Origin of the sequence: Dyadobacter frigoris (assembly GCF_005280585.1) — a bacterium.
Taxonomy (GTDB): domain Bacteria; phylum Bacteroidota; class Bacteroidia; order Cytophagales; family Spirosomataceae; genus Dyadobacter; species Dyadobacter frigoris.
This window is the reverse complement of record NZ_SZVO01000004.1, coordinates 225,017-246,154: the sequence shown is the minus strand read 5'-3', so window position 1 is coordinate 246,154 and position 21,138 is coordinate 225,017. Positions and strand designations below refer to the sequence as shown.

18 protein-coding genes are annotated in these 21,138 nt (G+C 39.8%); 7 read left to right on the top strand and 11 right to left on the bottom strand.

Annotated features, from left to right (window positions below; translation table 11 throughout):
- The first annotated feature begins 5 nt into the window (after positions 1–5).
- Positions 6–2,420: an ABC transporter permease gene (locus FDK13_RS10280; RefSeq protein ID WP_137339899.1), complete on the top strand. Its 2,415-nt coding sequence runs from the start codon at positions 6–8 to the stop codon at positions 2,418–2,420.
- Between the two features lie 28 nt (positions 2,421–2,448).
- On the opposite strand, the gene FDK13_RS10275 is transcribed toward FDK13_RS10280, so the two are convergent.
- The gene (locus FDK13_RS10275) at positions 2,449–2,853 is read right to left on the bottom strand and encodes a PIN domain-containing protein (protein WP_137339898.1); all 405 of its coding nucleotides are present in this window, start codon (positions 2,851–2,853) and stop codon (positions 2,449–2,451) included.
- Complete coding sequence (locus FDK13_RS10270; RefSeq protein ID WP_137339897.1) at positions 2,843–3,082, bottom strand: hypothetical protein; 240 nt, start codon at positions 3,080–3,082, stop codon at positions 2,843–2,845. Before FDK13_RS10270 ends, FDK13_RS10275 begins: the two co-directional genes overlap by 11 nt.
- 152 nt (positions 3,083–3,234) lie before the next feature.
- On the opposite strand from FDK13_RS10270, the gene FDK13_RS10265 reads away from it, so the two are divergent.
- Together FDK13_RS10265 and FDK13_RS10260 are read left to right on the top strand one after the other, a co-directional pair.
- Positions 3,235–5,646 carry an ABC transporter permease gene (locus tag FDK13_RS10265; protein WP_137339896.1) on the top strand — a complete coding sequence of 804 codons (2,412 nt, stop codon included), beginning with the start codon at positions 3,235–3,237 and terminating at the stop codon, positions 5,644–5,646.
- A gap of 235 nt (positions 5,647–5,881) precedes the next feature.
- A complete protein-coding gene (locus FDK13_RS10260) occupies positions 5,882–6,247 on the top strand; it encodes a hypothetical protein (protein WP_137339895.1) in 366 nt (121 codons plus the stop codon).
- A gap of 108 nt (positions 6,248–6,355) precedes the next feature.
- Here the strand turns inward: FDK13_RS10260 and FDK13_RS10255 are convergent, their stop codons facing one another.
- Both FDK13_RS10255 and FDK13_RS10250 read right to left on the bottom strand, forming a co-directional pair.
- Positions 6,356–6,847, bottom strand: coding sequence for a hypothetical protein (locus FDK13_RS10255; protein ID WP_137339894.1), 492 nt, complete (start codon positions 6,845–6,847; stop codon positions 6,356–6,358).
- 17 nt (positions 6,848–6,864) lie between these two features.
- Positions 6,865–7,416, bottom strand: coding sequence for an RNA polymerase sigma factor (locus FDK13_RS10250; RefSeq protein ID WP_137339893.1), 552 nt, complete (start codon positions 7,414–7,416; stop codon positions 6,865–6,867).
- 167 nt (positions 7,417–7,583) lie between these two features.
- Here FDK13_RS10250 and FDK13_RS10245 point away from each other — a divergent pair, with 167 nt between their 5' ends.
- The 3 genes from FDK13_RS10245 (at position 7,584) to FDK13_RS10235 (ending at position 10,814) form a co-directional block, all read left to right on the top strand.
- Positions 7,584–7,931 (top strand): DUF6249 domain-containing protein, encoded by a 348-nt coding sequence (locus tag FDK13_RS10245; RefSeq protein WP_137339892.1) that lies wholly within the window; start codon positions 7,584–7,586, stop codon positions 7,929–7,931.
- 140 nt (positions 7,932–8,071) lie between these two features.
- Positions 8,072–10,519, top strand: a complete 2,448-nt coding sequence (locus FDK13_RS10240; protein WP_137339891.1) for an outer membrane beta-barrel family protein — start codon at positions 8,072–8,074, stop codon at positions 10,517–10,519.
- A gap of 73 nt (positions 10,520–10,592) precedes the next feature.
- Positions 10,593–10,814, top strand: a complete 222-nt coding sequence (locus FDK13_RS10235) for a hypothetical protein (protein WP_137339890.1) — start codon at positions 10,593–10,595, stop codon at positions 10,812–10,814.
- A 123-nt stretch (positions 10,815–10,937) separates the two neighbouring features.
- Here FDK13_RS10235 and FDK13_RS10230 read toward each other — a convergent pair whose 3' ends face one another.
- The 6 genes from FDK13_RS10230 to FDK13_RS10205 all read right to left on the bottom strand — a co-directional run bounded on the left by FDK13_RS10230 (position 10,938) and on the right by FDK13_RS10205 (position 19,190).
- Entirely contained in the window at positions 10,938–13,475 is a 2,538-nt protein-coding gene (locus FDK13_RS10230; protein ID WP_137339889.1) for a zinc-dependent metalloprotease, read from the bottom strand.
- Between the two features lie 39 nt (positions 13,476–13,514).
- Positions 13,515–13,961 (bottom strand): hypothetical protein, encoded by a 447-nt coding sequence (locus FDK13_RS10225; RefSeq protein WP_137339888.1) that lies wholly within the window; start codon positions 13,959–13,961, stop codon positions 13,515–13,517.
- Between the two features lie 4 nt (positions 13,962–13,965).
- Complete coding sequence (locus FDK13_RS10220) at positions 13,966–15,147, bottom strand: ABC transporter permease (RefSeq protein WP_137339887.1); 1,182 nt, start codon at positions 15,145–15,147, stop codon at positions 13,966–13,968.
- 7 nt (positions 15,148–15,154) lie between these two features.
- Positions 15,155–15,781 carry an ABC transporter ATP-binding protein gene (locus FDK13_RS10215; RefSeq protein WP_137339886.1) on the bottom strand — a complete coding sequence of 209 codons (627 nt, stop codon included), beginning with the start codon at positions 15,779–15,781 and terminating at the stop codon, positions 15,155–15,157.
- Between the two features lie 121 nt (positions 15,782–15,902).
- Positions 15,903–17,507: an amidohydrolase gene (locus tag FDK13_RS10210; RefSeq protein WP_137340117.1), complete on the bottom strand. Its 1,605-nt coding sequence runs from the start codon at positions 17,505–17,507 to the stop codon at positions 15,903–15,905.
- Between the two features lie 93 nt (positions 17,508–17,600).
- Positions 17,601–19,190 carry an amidohydrolase gene (locus FDK13_RS10205; protein WP_374756094.1) on the bottom strand — a complete coding sequence of 530 codons (1,590 nt, stop codon included), beginning with the start codon at positions 19,188–19,190 and terminating at the stop codon, positions 17,601–17,603.
- A gap of 434 nt (positions 19,191–19,624) precedes the next feature.
- Between FDK13_RS10205 and FDK13_RS10200 the strand changes: the two genes are divergently transcribed.
- On the top strand, positions 19,625–20,101 hold the full coding sequence (locus FDK13_RS10200; protein ID WP_137339885.1) for a group II truncated hemoglobin: 477 nt from the start codon (positions 19,625–19,627) through the stop codon (positions 20,099–20,101).
- A gap of 57 nt (positions 20,102–20,158) precedes the next feature.
- Here the strand turns inward: FDK13_RS10200 and FDK13_RS10195 are convergent, their stop codons facing one another.
- Positions 20,159–21,001 (bottom strand): sulfurtransferase, encoded by an 843-nt coding sequence (locus FDK13_RS10195; RefSeq protein WP_137339884.1) that lies wholly within the window; start codon positions 20,999–21,001, stop codon positions 20,159–20,161.
- Between the last annotated feature and the right edge of the window lie 137 nt (positions 21,002–21,138).

The window sequence follows — 21,138 nt, the reverse complement described above, 5'->3', positions numbered from 1 at the left end:
AAGCCATGATAAAAAGTTATTTTAAAATTGCATGGAGGAATATTGTGCGCAATAAAGCCTTTTCAGCGATCAACATCGTTGGGCTTGCGCTTGGCATTGCAGCCTGTATTCTCATTTTACAATATGTAGCATTTGAATTAAGTTTTGACAATTTCCATGCAAATGGCGACCAGATCTATCGTGTCCGTCAGGATCGTTACAACGAAGGGAAATTAAGCACTGAGTGGGCTGCCGGGGCTTTTGCCGTTGGAAACTCATTTAAGGAAGCATATCCGGAAGTAGAAGATTATGTGAAACTGATCAACCGCGGCTCAATGGTTTTAGATCACGGGGAACGCAGTTTTAAAGTAGAAAAAGTTTACATATCAAGCTCATCTTTTTTCTCGGTTTTTTCTTATCCCTTAATTAATGGCAATCCAAAAACTGCGCTCACAGAAACCAACACGGTTGTTCTTTCTGCATCAGTGGCTAAAAAGCTTTTTGGAAGTGAGAATCCGGTTGGTAAAATAATTCAAATAAATAAAAGAAAATCGGCAAAGGTAACCGGCGTGTTTGAAGATATGCCGGCAAACACACATTTCAAAACTGATATTCTTATATCCTACGCTACTTTTTTGAATGATGTAAAACCTGAAAACCCAGACCTTGCCTGGCAATGGGACGGCTGCCTTACTTATCTGAAACTGCGCGCGGGTACCAACATTCCAAAACTGGAAGCAAAATTCCCTGCACTCGTTGATAAACTTGCCGGGGAAGATCATAAAAAGTATAATTCCGCTGCTGTTTATTTGCTGCAACCATTAAAGGATATCCATTTGTATTCTCACCTGATGATGGAAGCCGAGCCTAACGGTGATGGCAATACGGTTTATCTTCTTCTGGGAATTGCATTTTTTATTGTGGTAATCGCATGGGTTAATTATATCAATTTGTCGACTGCAAGAGCCATAAACCGTGCACGGGAAGTTGGTGTCAGAAAAGCTGTGGGCTCACAGCGCAGCCAGTTGATTGGACAATTTATGACGGAATCGGTTTTGTTGAATGGATTAGCGGTCGTTTTGGCACTTATTCTGGTTGCGCTTTCTCTACCCAAATTTAATGAAATTTCGGGCCAGCAACTTTCATTTGCTTTACTGGGAAGCCGTATGTTCTGGCTTCCGCTTATTACTTTATTCATAGTTGGCGCTTTCTTTTCCGGGCTTTATCCAGCTTTTGTGCTATCGGGCTTTAAACCGGTTGTGGTTTTAAAAGGTAAAGTAAGTACTTCGACGAAAGGGATTTTACTAAGAAAATCTCTGGTAGTTTTTCAATTTGCAGCTTCGCTATTTTTGTTAGTAGGTACACTGACGGTCTTTCAACAAATCCGTTACATGCGTCAGCAAAGTCTGGGTATTAATATTGACCAGACACTCGTTATAAATCCGCCGATTGTTGCCGACGATTCTACGTTCATGCGCCAGATGTCTGCTTTTAAAGATGAATTATTACGCCAATCAGGTGTGAAAAGCGTAACAGCTTCCACGGTAGTTCCGGGCCAACCGTCGCAATGGAATGCAGGTGGAATCAGATTAAAAGGAACCGATGAAAGTGCCGGAAAACAATACCGGATTATCGGTGTAGATTATGATTTCCTTAAAACTTATGATCTGAAATTAGTATCAGGAAGAAATTTCTCCAAAGAATTCGGAAGTGACCCCAAAGCCGTAATTTTCAACAAAATGGCGGTTAAACAATTGGGATTCAGCAATCCTGATCAAGCCATTGGAAAAGAAATTAATTTTTGGGGAGAAATATTTACCATTGTAGGCGTAACAGATAACTTTCACCAGCAATCTTTGAAAGATGCTTATGAGCCATTAATTATTCGTTTGATTCCGGATATCAGAGGTTATTTTTCAGTCAAACTTAGCACAGGACAAGCCAATACTTCCGTTGCCGGCATTCAGTCAGAATGGAATCGCTTTTTCCCAGGCAATCCTTTTGAATACTCCTTTCTGGATGATCGTTTCAATGATCAATATAAAGCAGATCAACGCTTTGGACAAGTTTTTGGTGTATTCACAGGACTGGCTATTTTGGTTGCTTGTTTAGGTTTATTCGGACTTGCTTCCTTTACCACAGCTCAGCGTACCAAAGAAATCGGCATCCGAAAAGTACTGGGTTCTTCCGTTTATGCTATTGTGGAAATGTTGTACCGTGAGTTTGCAATACTGATTTTGATATCATTCGTAATCTCTGCTCCGCTTGCCTGGTTTGCTACGAATCGCTGGCTAAATGGTTATGCATTTCGTACTGATATTCAATGGTGGCTGTTTGCCGCTCCGTTTGTATTGGTATTGCTAATTGCACTATTAACAGTAAGTTTTCAAAGTATAAAAGCAGCACTTATGAATCCTGTAAAGAGTCTTAAAAGCGAATAATATTATCCTCCTGATTACATTGATGAAATTATAAAAAAGGATTTATTATGGTAAGCCGGTTATCAATCAGCTGTTTATGCTGCAAATCCTCAGAATACAGGATGCTGCAATTTGCGGCTAGTGCGGAAGCTATAATGATGCTGTCAAAAAGTTGGAAATCGTATCTTTTGATTAGAAAAAGTGCGTTTTCTAACGTTTTCTGGTTTACAGGAATAATTTCACAAAAGGACAATGTTTTACTACATTTTTCCAGGATTTCAAATTTCGGAAGTTTTAAGAGTCTCTTTGTAACATTTAAAAATTCAGAAACCACCTGGGCACTAACGAAAGGCGTTTCTCCTAATAGTGACTCACTTTTTATTCTCTTTGTTTCATCAATTGAATCATACAAATACATCAAGATATTAGTATCCAAAGCAATATTATTCATCATAATTATTTGCTTCGTCCCTGTCAAATTTAAAATTGCTCAGATCAACAAGAGAATCTTTAAAGATTTCCCTTATTTCCATTCGTCGCCTCTCCCTTTCTTCAATATCAACATCCGGTCTTGCCTCAATTTCAAAAGCAATAATCTCAACCTGCTTACCAATCATTTCGTCTGGCAATTTGAGAAGGTAAGTATTGTCGGTAGGCACGATGATTTCCCTGATCAGTTCCATATCGGTTTCATTTGTTTGTTCTCAAAGCTAATTAAAAAAACATATAATCCGAAGATTACCAATTGCTTCTCCTCCTGAAAACAGAAACCACCCTTTTATAATTCAAAGAAATACGATTCGATTTTCACTACCAACCTGTTAACTATTTCGATATGCTTAAAAATTATCTCAAAATCACATTCCGGAGCCTTTGGAAATACAAAACCAACTCCATTATCAGCATTACCGGATTGGCTATTGGTATCGGCTGTTTCCTTTTACTGGCTACTTACATTCTCCACGAATTGCAATATGACCGGTTTCAAACCAATGGAAAAGACATCGTCAGAGTTAATTTATTCTATCAGTCCGGCGACAGCGAACCTGTTTATGTAGCCATTACTCCAACCGGAGTCGCTCCGGTTTTTTCCAGGGAATTTGCAGAAGTAAAGGATGCAGTAAGATTGTATCCTATAAGCGGTTCAGGCGCAGTTGCTGTTCAGTATCAGGACAAATTATTTAATGAAAAAAAGGTGGTTTTTGCAGATTCCTCATTTTTCCGGATTTTCCCTCAGACTTTTATTGAAGGAGATATTAAAACAGCACTTTCTCAGCCCAATTCTGTTGTGATTGACAAAACCACTGCTAAAAAATATTTTGGGAGTGAAAGCGCCATAGGAAAATCAGTAAAGATTGCCGAAACATATTCCATGCAGGTAACCGGCGTGGTCACCGATCTCCCTTCTTATTCGCACATCAAATTCAATTGGCTGGCGAGTTATAGTACATTACCACGTTCCAAAACAGAGGTCTTTGAATCTGCCAATGATTATACCTATTTGCTTCTCAAACCGAATACTGATATTAAAACTTTGCAGTCAAAAGTGGATGGTTTTGTAAATAAAAATCTGAATAATCCTCAGGATCCTTCCACAAAAGTCCGACTGGAACTTGAAGAATTCAACCGGATTCATCTATATTCCAAAGCTTCCGGCTCTATGGAAGTCTCCGGAAATTACAAATACATTTACATCCTTTCGGGAGTTGCCATTTTGATTCTTGTTATCGCCTGCATCAATTTTATCAATCTGGTAACGGCACGTTCTGCTGTCCGTGCACGTGAAGTTGGCGTTAGAAAAGTAATGGGGGCCGCACGTTTTCAATTGTTCAGACAATATCTGTTTGAATGCGGAATTATCACAATTTCATCCATTTTTGTTGGTATCGTCATCTCCCTGCTTGGTTTTCCCTCGCTAAGTAATTTAACAGGAAGTATATTGAATTTTAGTGTTTGGCCAACCTATTCCGTCGGTTTGGTTCTTTTATTATTAGCAATTCTGGTAACGCTTTTATCAGGTGTTTATCCAGCTGCTGTTTTGTCAGGATTTGAACCTATTAAAGTTTTGCAGGGAAAAGTTTTATCCAAAGCCAACGGAAGCGGATTGCGCAGTTTTTTGGTTGTTTCCCAATTCACGGTTTCGCTTCTTTTTATCATCGGTACAATCATCGCTAATCAACAGCTTTCTTACATTCAAAATAAAAATCTCGGTATCAATCCTTCGCAAATTATCGTGCTGGATCTCAGCACAGGCATTTCTTCAGGTAAGCTTGCTTCCATAAAAAATGAATTGCTAAATAATTCCTCGGTTGAATCCGTGACCGCATCCTACGATTCACCCGTTAATGTTGGAGGTGGGTATATGATCACTGCGAAAGACAAACCACCAGGTTTCAATATGAATATTACCGCTATTCCGGTAGAAAAAGATTTTGTTCCTACTCTTGGTATGAAGCTGGTTGCAGGTGAAAATTTTAATGAAACGGATATCCTGCAAGCCACAAAAGACAGCGCCGAATTACGAAAATTTGCTTTTATATTAAATGAATCTGCTGTGAAAGCACTGGGTTGGACAGCTGCAAACGCTATTGGAAAATCAGTAAATATGAATGGTCGCCAGGGAGAAGTAAAAGCAGTCGCAAAGGATTTTCATTTCAGATCACTTCACGAAAAAATAGGACCGATCGCTATCATTCCTGAATACAATTATTTCGGTAAGATGATGGTGAAAATTTCGGGAGATAAAATGCAGGATGCACTTAAACTTTTGCAAGAAACCTGGAAAACCAATTTTCCGTTACGCCCTTTTGAATATCATTTTCTAAATCAGGAATTTGATGAAATGTACAAAGCAGAAAGCCGGGTTTCTGCAATCCTGGGTTTGTTTTCAACCATTACAATTCTGATTTCCTGCCTCGGATTATTTGCGTTGGTAGCCTTTATTTCGCAGCAGCGGACAAAAGAAATTGGTATAAGGAAAGTACTCGGTGCTACGGCTTCAAGCATTGTGATTTTACTTTCAAGGGATTTTATCAAATTGATGCTAATTGCACTCGTCATAGCATCCCCCGTCGCGTGGTATTTCATGGATCAGTGGTTGCAGGATTTTGCTTACCGGATAGAAATTAATTATTGGGTTTTCGTCCTTGCCGGTGTTATTGCAGTTGGTATTGCATTGCTAACTGTGAGTTTCCAAAGTATAAAAGCAGCGCTGATGAATCCGGTGAAAAGTCTGAAAAGTGAATAGTTATTAGTTGTCTATGATAAAAATGGAATGATCGTGTTTATGCATAATTATTCCATTTTTATTTTTTACCCAATAAAATTAAAAATGCCCCAATGAATATCTGAGCATTTGTCGATGTCAAAAGCTTCTCCGTCTATTAATACAGTCTATTGACCGATTATGTATTTCACCCGTTAAACTTCATGGCCAAAACGCTCTCTAAAAGACGTAACAAACAAATTAAACTTTTAGAACCATGAAAAAGATCATCTTATCAATCGCGCTTTTTGCAACACTTGCAGTTGGAAGTTCTTATGCTCAACAAGGTCGTGCATACGGAAACAGACCTGTTCCAGATAATCAAATCGACAATAGATTTGAAGAGTTTCAAATTAATAAACTGGACAACATCGTCGGATTGTCACGCAGACAGGAAAATAAAATCAAGAAAATTGAAAACCATTATGACCGCTTGACCGCAGGAAGAAGAACACCAAACCTGAAAGAACTTCAATGGAAAAAACAGCAGGAAATTATGGATGTCCTTACGCCAGCCCAACGTGAACGCTTAATGGCTTTTCAACACGGTAATAAATTTGACCGTCACAACCGCCGTGGTTAATGGTTAATGGTTAATGGTTAATGGTTAATGGTTAAATTCCTGGTATTGAATGTAAAACATTCAATACCAGGAATTTTTATAAATGATGAGTTATTAAAAACAATATTCTCAATGAACTGCTCTTTTCCCTAATCTTTGCAGAATAAAATAATCGGCCAAAAGAAGTACGCAAAGTGCCGTGATGACGATTGAATAAATAACCGGCAATTGAGTAACATTTACTGAAAATATGGTCAGGGATTTTGCTATTTCAAAAGGCGGAGAATCATTACTGGTTATAGGCTGAGGCGACTTTGCGAAAATGCTGTATCCAATCATTAATGCAAAAAAGGCTGCTGTTAAATACCAGGCGTTTCTACTTATAATTGGCTTTTCAACTCTTTTTGCCGCAGGCGTAATTTGTGCCATAACCTTCCTTTCAAAAGAAAAAGACGGTTTGTCTGCCTCATTTGTTATCAATAAAGTACGCAGAGATGATTCTCGGACAAGCTCTTCGGCCTGTACCATTCTCATCACATTCTGCGTAAAATCGGGAGTCATTTTATCAGGCTCCGATTGCCGAATAAGTTTCTTGAAAAGATCTTCTTTATCTTCTTCCATTTTCCAGACAATCTTTATTATAATAAAAAACGCAATTCCTGTTCCAGTATTTTTCTGGCACGAAATAGTTTAACCTTAATATTGGATTCTGTCAAACCTGTAATTTCTTCAATCTCTTTAATCGAATTTTCGTTCATATAAAAAAGAGTAATAAGCAATCCTTCTGTTTGCGGCAATTTACCGATGGCCAATTTTATGTATTTTGACTGCTCTGTCGCTAGTAAATTTTCTATTTGCGGTGTTGAAAAATCGTAAGTATAATTTTCGCTGATATCTTCATTGATAGAAAAAACGGGCAATCGGTTTTGCTGGAATTTGGATATTGAAGTCCGGTAAACAATGGTATACAGCCAGGTCGAAAATTTCGATTTATTCTCAAATTTATGAATTTGCTGATATGCTTTTACAAAACTTTCCTGAGCAGAATCCTCTGCATCCTCAGCATTACGCAAAATCTTCAAGGCAATAGTATAAGCCATATCCTTGTATCTGTTCACAAGAAAAGCATAAGAAGCCGGATCTCCCTTTTTTATTTTTTCGATATAAAACTGGTCGCCCGTATTTTTCATTCGCTAATAATCCATGGCATATAGGCTATAAGACTGATCTTTCGTCAATAAAGTTACAGATCGTATTAATTATTTTTTCTTTTAATAAATTTATAGAATTCTGTAACCCATGCGAAAGTATTCTTGTCTAATGCTGTATAATCGGAATTTAACTTTAAACAGAAAATATGAGCGGAACCTCCATGAATGTAATTATTTCCCTGGGAGCATTTGCAGGGATTTTTGGAATACTATATGTGTTTATGATGACACGTCACCGGGAACGTATAGCCATGATCGAAAAAGGTGTTGACGCTTCCATATTTGTTGGCAAAAACAATCATTCTTTGTCTCCGACTTTGAAATTCGGGATGTTATTTGTTGGTATTGCATTGGGCCTGATCATCGGCAGCTTACTTCACGACTATTATTATTTCAGCAAGGCGACAGCATTTATGTCCATGATATTCCTTTTTGGAGGTTTAAGCCTGATTATCAATTTTTTAATTGAAAGAAAGCTCGGTAGTAAAGAATAATTTAACTTTTCCGGACTGGGATCCGAACCCGTGGTCTCTTTCTCCTCACTGATTTTAACCCATACAGTTTTTAGAAATCCGGAATTTCCGGCCAGGAAAACTATGTCTTTTTCAATTTATTAGCCATAAAAAATAACATCATGAAAATTAAAAAATTAACGCAGAAGCTGCTGCTTGCTGCGCTGGGAATTCTGTGGGTATGCACTACTATTTTCGCTCAGGTAAGTGATAAAAATTATACTATCAGCGGATTTGTCAGCGATTCCACCTCGCAGAAAAAACTGGATTTCATTACCGTAAATCTTCTATCGGATAAGGGGATTCCTTTCAAAGCGGATTACACGAAAATCGATGGATCTTTCACTTTCTCAACCTTGCAGCCTAAAAAATATTCTGTTTTGCTAGTTGGTGTGGGTTATAAAAACAAAACCATTGTTGTTGATCTGACCGATTCAACAAAACTAAAAACCGATCTTGGTGTATTACTTTTAATTCCACAAACAATAGGTTTAAAGGAAGTTACGGTTACAGCGACAAAACAAATTGTGAAACAGGAAGTCGACAGGATTTCTTATGATTTGCAGGCTGATCCGGAAAGTAAAGTTTTTAGCGTATTGGACATGATGCGGAAAGTGCCGATGCTATCGCTGGATGCCGACAATAATATCCTGATGAAAGGTAATAGTGATTTCAAGATTCTGATCAATGGAAAACCGTCGAGTATGGTTGAAAGAAATTATAAGGAAATCCTGAGGACTATGCCGGCTTCATCCATTGAACGGATTGAGGTGATTACCACGCCACCAGCAAAATACGATGCAGAAGGACTGGCAGGAATTATTAATATTATTACCAATAAAAAAATTGATAATGGATATAACGGTTCCCTGAATGTAAACGAACGTTTCCCAAATGGAGGACCGGGATTTGGTGGATCTTTTTCAGCCAAAATTGGCAAATTAGGTATGTCAGCATTGGGAGGAGCAAGCATTTACAAATCTCCACAGATTATAAATTCGACTTCCCGAAACACCTTTGGTGCCGAAAATACGATTCTCGAACAAAATGGTACCGCAGAATCTAAAAACAAAAGCGGCTACCTTGGCTACGAAATATCGTATGAAATTGATAGCCTGAATCTTGTCTCCGGCCAGTTTAATATCAACGGCAGTAATTCAAGCGGAGAAAACGGACAAAGAAGTTTGTTAACCGCGACAGAAACTGTTTTACAAAAATATTTGCTGGCGAATACTACCGGAACAAAAGGTTCGGGAATGGATGCGGCTCTAAATTATCAAAAGGGGTTTAAAGCGGATAAAAACAGATTGCTAACTTTATCCTACCGCTATTTTTCTTACACAAATAATCAGAACAGCAACATTGACATAACCGAAAGAACCAACTACGATCAACCTGATTATAAACAAATTAACGACCAGCAATTTTCAGAACAAACCTTTCAGGCCGACTATATTCATCCGTTAAAAAAACTAAGCATCGAGGCAGGTTTGAAGGCAATTTTACGCAATAATCAAAGCGATTTTCAAAATCTTTTTGAGAATAATGAAACAGGATTATACGAAGTTCAGCCCGGATTGAGCAATAAATTCAGGAACGAACAAAATGTTTTTGGCGCTTATAATACTTATCAATATAATCTAAAAAAATGGACCATTAAAGCTGGCGCCAGGGTTGAACAAACTGTTATTAATGCAAATTTCATTTCCAATGAATCAAAACTTTCTACACATTACTTCAATGTAATTCCATCACTTTCAGTCAGTAGAAAACTGTCCGGAAACAATGCTATAAATCTGGGTTATACGCAAAGAATTCAGCGTCCGGGAATCTATCAGCTCAATCCATTTGTAGACAAATCGAATCCAAATTTTGAAAAAACAGGAAATCCAGATCTAAAACCAGCTTTAGTTAATGATATTCAAATTGGTTATAACTGGTCTAAAAAACTTTCTATAAACTTTGGCTTGGGATTTACTTTTTTCAAAAACCTGATTTTCCCGGTTGCTGTGTATGACTCCACCACAAATATTACCAGAACTTCCTACGGAAATACAGGACAAGCCAAACTGCCGCAGGGAAATCTGAATATTAATTATCCAATTACTAAAAAATGGAATTTCAGTATGAATGTGCGTGCGGCGTACGGAATGGTTCGAGGTATTGTCAATGGCATTTTAATTAAAAATGAAGGTTTGATGTATAACTTTTCTGCTTCTACCGGATACCGGTTTGAAAAATCATGGCGTATTAATGCGAGTCTGAATGCAAACGGCCGCGGTATTAATTTACAGGGAGCAACAAACCGCTTTCTTAGTTCTTCTTTTAGTATAAATAAAGATTTTTATCAGGATAAGTTGTCGTTCTCTGCCTCTGTTGGCAATCCATTTAAGAAATACCGCCGCAATATCAATGATTCATTTGGCCCGGATTTTACCCAGTCCAATATCCGGAGAGACTATTTCAGAGCATTTAATTTTAGTGTAAATTACAAATTCGGGAAATTGAAAGACGCCATTCGAAAAAATAAACGAGGGATTAGAAATGATGATGTGCAAAGTGGAAGTTAAGTGAAATGTGTTTAAATTGAGGTTTACACACTATAAAATATAATGAATACCAATTTTAAACAAAGAAGAGCGTATGTCATACGATTCAAGTTTAAAAGCAAAATGGGATTATGAAAATGTTCTTGACTATGCGGTGGGAACAGCAGACGAAAAAGCTCGTGAAGAAAGTAAAATCGAATTCGTTAAAAATTTGCTTATAAATACCGATTTTCCAGTATCAAAAGTAGCTATGCTGGTAGAGGTAACTGAACAACTGGTATTACAAATTCAGCAAGAATTAAACGAAAAAAAGTAAAGCCCCAACTAATATAAATTAAAAACCAGATCGAAATTCGAGCTTTCCCGGATTCCGATCTGGTTTTTAATTTATTTATTCTCCAACTCTCATACAGCCGTTTCTTATCTAAATTAAAATAATTTATTGCTGACTAAAACTTTGGGAACAACCCATAAAATCCATTAAACCCATAATTGGAGCGCCGGGAGGCATATCCAATACCGTCGCAGGCTCAAACTTATCCGGATTTTTGTGAAATTCTTCAATCTGTGAAAGACCGAAAAGTATATTCGCCTTTTGCTTTGGTGTTGCTGATGCCATTTTATCCTTCATCCATTGCCCCAGTTCTTCCACCTTTAGAAGCGTTTCTCCCCTGACATTTTCCGGTGCTTTCGAATCAGCCGCTAAGGTTAGTAAATACTTCAGTGAAAGATTATTAACCAATGTTTGAAGCTCACCTTTATAGCCAGTAACAACCGGAGCTTTCCAGGTTTTTTCCAGAATTTTATCAATCACAGGCATCAATCCAGGTTGGTTTTCATCTCTTGCATTATATTCAATCAAACGCGCTGCACGTTCGGAGCTGAATAAATAAGAGAGCGTAGTTCCGGCTGCCATTTCAGCTGCCGCAATCGGATCAAAAGTTGGTCCGGTGTGGCCCGTAAAAGTTTCCTGACTTGATGGATAACCTGTTGGTCGCGGTGGGATTTTTTTGATCAAACCTTCCGGTAATGCCAGTGCTTCGGGAGAAATGGTATTAAGTAAAGATTCGAGTGCCCTCCATTGCTCTTTTGGTTCGACCATTCTGGTAATTACCTGACCGTCATTTTTCACAGCGTGCGTAAAATACAAACCGCCCACAGATTTGGCCACCGCTTCAATCTGGTAACGATGGAGTAAATAAACAGGTACCAAAACCTCTTCCAACGTTGCCATAGGCTCTCCCTTTTGAATTGCTTTTTCAGAGAAATTATCCAATACCTTTCTTCTGACCGTCATGATATTGGTCATCTGGTCAATTGGATTGGAGCCATCATCCCATTGATGCGAAGTCGGATGCGCGTTTCCACCGATATCAGGAATGTAAATAAAACCTTGTTTCAATGTTTCCTGCATAATTCTTTCCAAAGCAGCGTCTTCATCCGTTCCTTTTGGAAATTCAGTATAACCCCACATTACTGCACGTTTATCCCAGCTTCCAATTCCTTTTGCATAAGAATCAGAAATATCCACCGTTCCGTCCGCTTTCAAAGAAAACTTTGGAAAAGGATAATCCATCACCGAAGCGCGGTCTTTCGGACTTGCGGCAAAGTTGTGGTTAAAGCCTAATGTATGGCCAATTTCATGCGCTGAAAGTTGGCGAATCCTCGCAAGTGCCAATTCTTTCATAGCCGTTGGTACTGGTTTTCCATCTTCATAAGGCTGTAATAAACCTTCGGCAATCAGGTAATCCTGGCGGTGGCGGTCGGAACCGAGTGTTACTACACCTTTAATAATTTCTCCTGTACGTGGATCAATAAATGACATTCCGTAAGAAAATCCACGTGGACTTCCGTTACGGTTCACCCAGTTCACAACATTGTACCGAATATCCATCGGGTCGGCTCCTTCCGGAAGTTCTTTTACCTGAAAAGCATTTTTATACCCTGCCGCTTCAAAAGCCTGATTCCAAAATGCTCCACCTTCAATTAATGCTGCTTTAACGGGTGCAGGTGCGCCCCGGTCAATGTAGTAAACGATTGGTTTTATAGCTTCACTGGGCGCCGAACCAGGATTTTTCTTTTCAAGACGGTGGCGTCTTATAAATCTTTTGTTAATAGGTTCATCCATCGGCGCGGAAAAATCCATATAACTAAACTGACCAAAAGCAGAACGGGTATCAAATTTCCGGGACTTATATTTATCATCCGGCAATTCAACAAACGACTGGTGCATGTTCACCGTAATAGCACTTGGATCTGGCGCCAATCCGCCGCCGCCGCCGAAAAAGCTGGTGCTCGGATTTCCTCCGGTAAATGTGATAAGCGCTTCAAACTCCGTGTTTTTTGGAAAGTTTTTGGTATTACCAATATATAAAACCGAACGGGTATCATCCATTTTGTAAACACCGCCACCGCCTGATGGCTGTGAAACCGCAACCGGACCGGCGGCTCTTCTGACACCCAAACGTGATGCAATATTCTGGCTGTCACGAACGATAAAAGGAGTAATATCAATCAGCATTTTTTCACCTTCCGTTGCTACCGGAACAAAACCCCAGATAACGGATTTGGCAAAGTTATTTTCAACCGCTTTTTTCTCATCCGGATTTTGTGTGATTGCCCTATAATTGTAAACAGGTTCCACCAATAGTATTTTTGGCCCTACTTTTACAAATTTGGCAATTGCAGAAGACGCTTGTCCACGCTCCGGCCCACCGCTGCCCACACCATCTGTCAGTGATGAAAAATAAAGAAATTCTTTGTCGAGCTTGTCTACTTCAAGAAATACCTTTCCTGTCTTTTCGTCATAGTAAAAATTAAAAAAACCGTCGTATTTTTTCAATCCCTGAGTCACCGAAGCAAATGTAGCAGGTGTTGCCGCGGGTTTGGCCGGGCCGGCATTTCCAGCCGGATTCTGTGCATAGGACAAAGTCCCGGCAGCAAGCAGAACGGCTAATGCATTAAAGGTTAATTTCATATAATTAGTAAGGAGTTATTTTTTCAAAATTTCGGCATTTTATTTTATCAATTCTGCATTAAGCAGAAATATTTCAGAGCGTAGGTCTCCGGTTTTATTCAATAAAAGTTTTCCACGGATCTTTATCGGTTTGTCGGTATAGCCCAATTCTTTTGTCATTTTCACTTCAATCATGGAAGGAATATCACCTTGTCCGCAATACGGACACTGATCCATGGGTACCACCGCCAGCATAAATTCCTTGTGCTCCACATCTGCATTGATCGGAATCATGTAACCCGGAAGCTCAACCAGTTTGTTTTGAAGCGCTTCCAGTTTGGCCGGAAAAGTCGGTACCATTTTAAAATCTTTATTTTTCTTATATGATCTTTCTGCAATCAGCTTCCAGGTGCTTGTCATCAAAGGTACATGCGTAGGCGGCTGCGCTTTTAAAGCAAAAGCAGTTACTAAAAAGAAGAAAAGAAATACTGTTTTTTTCAAAATCATAAATTCAACCTTTTGAAATTGTTTTGGAAATATCCGCTCTATAAGCCTGAACAGCAGGTATAACGGAAGCCAAAATACCTATAATTAATCCTGCGGCAATAAGGTAAAATTCGTCCTTCAAAAAAAAGAATCCAGACAGTCGCGCCTGTGAAGAATCCTGAAAATGGCCAATTATTTCCAGTGTAAAATGGCCGAGAATAATGCCCAATGCCGATCCAATAGAAGTCAAAATTATCCCTTCAAGAATAATAATCAGAAATAACCGGAACTGAGATGCGCCCATGACACGCATAATCGCCAGATCATACATCCGCTCTTTCAGGGAATTGTACAAACTTACAAAAACACTGATACCGGCTATAAACATCAGACTTATCGCAAACCACTGCATCGTTTCCACCCCAACACCGATCAGCGAAAATAGCCGTGCACTTTCTTTTGCAGGTGAAGCCGCCTGCATCGATGTTGATTTATTGACAAACAGCGGAAGCACAATCATCGCCATGCGCGAACGATACTGTATCAAAAGTGAAGTTATTTCTCGTTTATCATTTTGCTCTCCGGCTTCAATTCCATGAATATCCCAAATGGTTGAAATATTGGTAAGAATAAGATTATCGGTAGTATTCCCAGCCGGCTCCAAAATCCCGGTAACCCGGTCGGGGTGCCCCTCGTGGGCGCCCTCCTCTCCGGAAGTCAACCCATGCGAGCCATGAAAAGTATCTCCAACTTTCAGTTTTCTATTTCTTGCTACCTCTGAACCAATAACAACTTCAAAATCCCTTTTCCAAAACTTCCCCTGTGAAAGTTTCAGTTGATATAAATTGATAAAACTGCTATCCGTCCCGACAATTCGGTAACCAAAATAATTGTCCCCCAAAGCCAGCGGTACAGCACGTTTAACCATCGGATTTTTCGCCAGCTGATTTGCATCAGCCAAAGAAATATTTCCCGTTGGAAAATCAATAAAATAAATGCTGCTTAATATGAGTTGTAAAGGACTTCCCTTCGCTCCTACCACCAGATCAATTCCCCTTGCATTGCCTCTTAATTTATCTCCGATTTGTGTGGTTCCGATTAAAAGTAAAGTCAGGATACCCGTGCCGAAAGCAATAAGCAGCACATTCAAAAAAAATGTCCACTTATGGTACAACAGGCTTTTCCAACTTATTTGTAATGGATTCATTTATTCTTTAAAGCAAATATTCTTTTGAAAACGATTCCTTCACCCGGTCGTCGTGCGTAGAAATAATGAGTGTCGAATTTGACGATTCAGATAATTTCAAAAGCAAATTAATTACCGCTTTTGCATTTTTGTTATCAAGACTGGAAGTAGGTTCATCTGCAATCAGTAAAGTCGGTTTATTCAAAACGGCTCTTGCTATGGAAGCACGCTGTAATTGTCCCTGACTTAATTCCGAAGGATAACTTTTTATTTTCTGAATAATGCCTAACTCAGATAGAACTTCTTCTATCCGTACTTTATCCTCAGGAAGTTTTGCAAAAGTTTGAGCCAATTTCAGATTTTCTTCAACGGTCAGACTTTTGATCAAATGCGGCTGCTGAAAAACCAGACCAATATTTCTTCCCCGAAAACGGTCCATTTGGCGACTGGAAAGTTTATACAAATCCGTTTCATTAATCATAACCTGACCTTTCGTTGGTTTTTTTATGCCGGTAAGGATATGCAAAAGTGTCGTTTTCCCACTTCCTGATTCACCCAATAAAAGCCAGTTTTCTCCACGTCGAATATCCCAGTCACTGAAATTCAGCACTTCTTTTCCATTGTAGGTATGGGAAACGGATTTGAGTTGAAGCATTCTTTTAGCTGTTAACTTATAGCGATTAGCTGTTGGCCAGATCTGGATAAGAATTGAGTTTATTGAAAAATAGGCAATCGGCTGTCAGTTGGTACCGACAGCCGATTGCCGAAAGCCGATGTTATTCTCCCGTTCCTCCGCTTTTTGTTTCTTTTACTGTTGGATATTTAATTCCAAGCTGTTCAAGATAAGTTGCGTATTTAGATGGATCATAATAGAATTTTTTCATTTCCGGACGAAATTCTTCCATAATCTTTTCATTCAGACGAATGGCCGGCTTGTCGGTTTTTGAAATGATTGCTTCGTACTTCACATCTTTTGTCTGCACGTCTGTGAAATAGGCTTTTGCGTTTTTAAGCACATCCGGTTTTACAAACATATCCAGCAAAGTCATCGCTTCCACTTTCGCTCCCGCAGTCACACCTTTATGCGCAATAGGTGTTGCCATCGCAATAGCATTGGACCAATGATGACCGGGCAAACCAGGAATATTGGCAGGATATCTTAACACAACCGTTGGCAAATTCCAGGAAATATCAGCGATATCATCCGAGCCGCCACTCCCCGGATCTGTGATCGGAATTGGTTTGATCAAAGCACTCAAAGTTGTTGCCAACCCTTTGGTTTCGCCAGATCCACCCTCACTGTTTCCTTGTTCTTTTTGTGCCGCTTTCGCTAAAACCTGATCTTCTTCACTCCATTTTGGTAAACCAACTGCCTTGATATTTTCATACATCGTCTCCGCAATCGCCTTATTAAAATGCCCTGGCCAGGCACTTCCGTATACTTCATATGTCATTTTGGTATCCGTCATCATCGCTGCTCCTTCGGCAATTCTTATCCCGTCTTTGTAATTCTGCATAATTCTCGGATAAGATCTTTCACGGAAATAATACCAGACAGAAGCTTTGGAAGGAACTACATTTGGCTGGTCGCCTCCATCCTTAATAACATAGTGCGAACGCTGCGTGGTTTCCATATGCTCGCGGTGATAATTCCAGCCAACATTCATCAATTCCACCGCATCTAAAGCACTTTTCCCCCGCCATGGTGCGCCACCAGCGTGAGCTGCCTGTCCTTCAAATTTGAATAAAACGGAAACCAGACCATTATTGCCTGCATCACCGTAAGAAACCGTCATATTATTTCCAACATGCGTGAAAATACATGCATCCACATCTTTGAAATAACCGTCACGAACGAAATACGCTTTTGTTCCTACCAATTCTTCCGCAACACCTGGCCAAAGCATGATCGTACCCGGAATTTTCTCACGTTCCATGATTTTTTTCAAAGCTAATACCGCGGTAATGTTCAACGGTTCGCCGGAATTATGGCCTTCGCCGTGTCCGGGAGCTCCTTCAATAATCGGATCGTGGTAAGAAACGCCGGGTTTTTGGGATGCTTTTGGAATACAATCGATATCACTTCCAACGGCGATAACCGGTTTTCCGGAGCCCCATTTTGCAGTCCAGGCTGTTGGTATTCCAGAGATTCCGTGTTCGATAGTGAAACCATTTTTTTGCAAAATATCAGTCAGGTATTTCGATGTTTCAGTTTCCTGAAAACCAAGTTCACCAAAACTGAAAACCATGTCCACCATTTCCTGGGTCATTTTTTGCTGCTTATCAATTTCTTTGGTCAGCTCCGTTTTCAGCGCATCAATTTTCGCAGGCGTCATTTTGGTTTGTGCCTCAGATGGCGCAATCAGAAAAGTACTCAGCATACAACCAACACCAAAAAGCAGTAATTTATGGGAATGGAATGAAGCAAAATTTGTTTTCATAACAATGTTTTAAAGTGAGTAGAATGGTTTGTTTTATTTCCCAACATTAGGTGCTTTCACATCACGAACGGTCGGATATTTAATTCCAAGCTGTTCCATGTAAGTAGCATATTTGGATGGATCGTAATAGAATTTTTTCATCTGAGGCCGAAATTCTTCCATGATCCTTTTGTTCAGATAAATCGCAGGTTTATCTGTTGCAGAAACTAACGGAATGTACTTGGTATCCTTTGTTTGTACGTCTTTGAAATACGTCCAGGCATTTTTCAGAATATCCGGTTTTACGAAAAGATCAAGTAACGTCATCGCTTCGGCTTTTGCTCCCGCGGTTACACCTTTATGCGCGATTGGCGTTGCCATGGCAATGGCATCCGCCCAGTGATGGCCGGGTAATCCGGGAATATTGGAAGGATATCCCAAAACAATCGTTGGAACATTCCAGGAAATGTCTGCGATATCATCCGAACCACCCGAGAAACCGGAGGGAACAGCAGTCGGTTTTCCAAGGGGACTTAGCGTCGTACTTAATCCCGAACCTTCTGCAATTGGACTATTTACTTCTTTTTGAGCCGCTTTGGCTAGAATCTGGTCTTCTTCACTCCATTTTGGTAAACCTACTGCCTTAATATTTTCATACATCGCTTCGGCAATCGGCTGGTTAAAATGTCCCGGCCAGGCACTTCCCAAAACTTCGTAAGTCATTTTCGTTTCCGTCATTTTCGCAGCACCTTCCGCGATTCTGATACCATCTTTATACATATCCATAATTTTCGGATATGTACGCTCGCGGAAATAATACCAAACGGCTGCTTTGGAAGGAACCACATTTGGCTGATCGCCGCCATCCGTGATCACATAATGTGAGCGCTGGGATGGTTCCATATGCTCACGGTGGTAATTCCAGCCGACATTCATCAGTTCCACAGCATCCAAAGCACTTTTTCCACGCCATGGTGCTCCGCCTGCGTGGGCTGCCTGTCCTTCAAAACTAAATTTAACCGAAATCATCCCAACCATTCCCGGATCGCCGTACGACGTTCCAAGATTGCTCGCAACATGTGTAAAAATACAAGCGTCAACATCCTTGAAATAACCGTCTCTGATGTAATATGCCTTAGATCCTAATTGTTCTTCTGCAACGCCTGGCCACAACATGATCGTCCCTGGGATTTTCTCACGCTCCATTACTTTTTTCAAAGCCAAAACTGCCGTAATATTCAATGGCTGGCCAGAATTATGCCCCTCTCCATGTCCGGGAGCACCTTCTACAATCGGGTCGTGGTAAGAAACACCTGGTTTTTGAGACGCTTTTGGAATACAATCAATATCACTTCCAATGGCAATAATCGGTTTTCCCGAACCCCACTTTGCTGTCCACGCCGTTGGCATTCCGGCAATTCCCATCTCCACCGCAAATCCGTTTTTCTTTAAAATATCCGTCAGATAAGCCGACGTTTCTGTTTCCTGAAATCCAAGTTCACCGAAACTGAAAACCATATCCACCATTTCCTGTGAAAACTTTTTGTTGGCCTCAATTTCTTTTGAAAGTTCCGTTTTCAGCGCGTCAATTTTTGCCGGCGTCATTTTGGTCTGCGCCGTAACATTACCCGACATAAAAGCCATGGTACCAACAAAGCAAATTCCCTTTGCCAGCATACCTTTATATCTGGAAAAAACGTATACATTTTTCTTCATTTACCGGAAAGATTAAGAGTGAAAATTAGTTAGGTCAAGTATTTTCAATGGGAGTGAAAATTGCTTCCACAATTTACTTACATCGTTATTAATTATTTCAATATTATCGAATTTCATTTTAATTTATTTGGATAAATAATATAAAACATTAGTATAATTATGAATTTATCAATTTCCATCAAATAATATTCCGAAGTATTAAAAAAAACGAAAATATTCGAGGTCTTATCACCTAAATCCATTCCGTGGAAATTTATATTTTCCTTTAATCTGTAAGTTAATTTTGATAAATTGTTAGTTAACAGAGGAATATTCTCCGGAAAAGTCTTTTGTAGTAACATGACACATTTAATGTTGAGATAATGGAAAACCAGATTCCGACACTTTACCAATGGGCCGGCGGCAATGAAGCGCTGGAAAAACTAACTCAGGTTTTCTATGACAAGGTTTTTCGGGACGATTTGTTATATCCGGTTTTCAAAAACATGTCCGGAGATCACAGTAAACACGTGGCTCATTTTATCGGAGAAGTTTTTGGAGGCCCGAAACTTTATTCCGATGGAGATAAAGGAAGTCATTACAAAATGATTGCCCATCATTTGGGAAAAATGCTGGACGAACCAAAAAGGAAACGATGGATCGCTTTATTGCTTGAAAGTTGTGATGAAGTTAATCTGGCAGATGATCCGGAATTCCGGTCCGCCCTTGTGGGATATCTGGAATGGGGAAGCCGGATTGCGGTGATCAATTCCAAAGAAAGTGAAAATCCGTTGGACAATTCTGAACCCATGCCGGTTTGGGGTTGGGGAGAAACGGGTGGGCCGTATGTACCAAAATAAAATCCCTGATTCAAGTATTTGATACTCAAAATCAGGGATTGGAATATTAAAATGATTTTACAAATCGCCGGTAGCCACAGGTCTGTCGTTCCTCGACCATTCGCTCCATGAACCTACGTAAAGTTCCGCTCCTTGAATTCCTGCTTCTTCCAAAGCCAAAAGTGTATGGCAAGCCGTTACGCCGGAGCCGCAGTGTACGATAATATTTTCAGGTTTATGATCGCCCAAAGCGACTTTGTACTTTTCCCTTAATTCATCGGACGAAAGGAAATTTCCTTCTGCATCCATATTTCCAAGATAAGGAATATTGATAGCACCCGGAATATGACCAGCCACCAGATCTATCGGTTCACTTTCGCCACGGAATCTGAAATTCTCACGCACATCAATCACTACATAATCGTTGTTTCTAGCTGCTTCCGCCACTTTTTCTATATTGACAACGGGTGAAATCCAGTTTTCTACGGGATATGCCGGAAATTCAGTCAGCAATGTTTCCGTTTCATCGGTGATATTTAAACCTTCTTTTTTAATTGCTTCCAGTCCACCGCTAACCACATAAATTTCTTCGTGTCCAATCGCTTTCATCATCCACCAGAAACGGGCAGCAGCCATGGCTCCCCTTTTATCATCGTAGACAATCACTCTGGTAGAAGGCGTTATGCCAAGTGTGCCCAGCAATTCACCGAACTTAACCGCTTCCGGCAATGGATGACGCCCGCCAACGGCAGCATTTTCATGTTTTTCCGACAAATCCGTTTCAAGATTTACGAAAAGGGCACCTTCCAAATGTTCTGTTTCAAAACGATCTTCTGCATCTGCACCACCTCTTGCATCAATGATAACCGTATCTCCGGTCGCTGAAAGCGGTTTAATTTCACTTGCTTTTATAATAGTCATAAGTTGTATTTGCTGATTTGGAAGTCAATTTACCAAATAAATACAGGTTTTGGCAATTAGCGCCGAGTAATTCGGCTTTATCAGCTCTGAACCTGATGAATGCCAGTAAGATGATTAAGTATTTTAAAACCGATTTA